2 protein-coding genes are annotated in these 1,003 nt (G+C 59.6%); both read left to right on the top strand.

Annotated elements, in window-relative coordinates; translation table 11 throughout:
• Nucleotides 1-76: 76 nt before the first annotated feature.
• The gene (locus tag ACE4YL_RS02440) at nucleotides 77-586 is read left to right on the top strand and encodes a hypothetical protein (protein WP_461369129.1); all 510 of its coding nucleotides are present in this window, start codon (nucleotides 77-79) and stop codon (nucleotides 584-586) included.
• A gap of 198 nt (nucleotides 587-784) precedes the next feature.
• Nucleotides 785-1,003, top strand: a 219-nt coding sequence (locus ACE4YL_RS02435; RefSeq protein WP_461369128.1) for a phage holin family protein, incomplete at its 3' end; no start/stop codon positions are given.

The raw sequence follows: 1,003 nt of genomic DNA, 5'->3' as shown, positions 1-1,003 counted from the left end.
GTGGGTCAGCTTCCGCCTCGAGAATGAGAGAACACGTTGGGGCACACAATCGTATCTGCAGTCGAGCAGCCCCACCGTGTCTGTGACCTGGGATTACCTCACCGCATCGGGTCACCCCAGGGTCTGGGCCGCGCTGGACGACCTGGGAGAGATCGTGTCTATCTGGGAAGCGGAGGACCCAGCGGACCCGGAGTTTCCGGACGAACCGCCGTTCGAGCCGGAGGAAGGCCTGGTTCTGGTCCAGGTTGAGGCACCTGATGAGAAGCTCCTGGGGGCTGTGGCTGAGCGGCTGGAGAGGGCACCGATGCCCCAAGGATTCACGCGGAGCATCTATGCGGCCGACCCTCCGCCTCGGGCGGTCCGAGCGATGTTTGCCCGTCAGCTCCAGGAACGCGGGCTGGAGGAGCCGCCGGACATTCGCGAGGCGCTCTCAATTGCCGATCGGGATCGCAGGTACTGGTACCTGCAGCTCTACATGCGGCAGGCCAGCCGCCTCCTGCACGACCACCGGGCCTCGACGTTGGTTCCGCTCTACCGGGAGATGTGCCGGGTAGACCGTCGCACCGGACGCCTCGTGCTTCGTTGAGGAGGGGACAAGCTCCCCGGGGCGAATACCTGCTTCGGGGAGATGTCTGACAACCATGGCCCCGCTCCGGCGGGGCTTTCTCATGTGTAAGTCTGGAAGGCGAGGCAGGTGAATCATAAGCAAGGCAGTGAGCCCCTGACACTAGCAGGGGTTTCTTTATAGGCCGCTTCCGGGCGGTTTTTTATTGGAGGTGGTGGCGTGGAAAAACAAACAATCTGGCAGACTGGCTTTGCACTTGGAGCGACAGCGCTCCATTTTCTTTTTGGAGGGTGGAGTTTGCCATTGAAGGTGTTTGTTACGTTTGTGGTGTTTGACTACCTTAGCGGTATCGGGGCTGCGTTTGTTGAGAAGAGACTCGACAGCGAAATTGGATCAAAAGGCATTGTCAAAAAAGTTGGGTTCTTTATGGTTATTGCA

This window comes from Candidatus Darwinibacter acetoxidans (genome assembly GCF_041936445.1).
Lineage (GTDB): Bacteria > Bacillota > Limnochordia > Darwinibacteriales > Darwinibacteriaceae > DTU010.
Note: the sequence above shows the minus strand (reverse complement) of the source record. Positions and strands in the feature narration are given on the sequence as shown.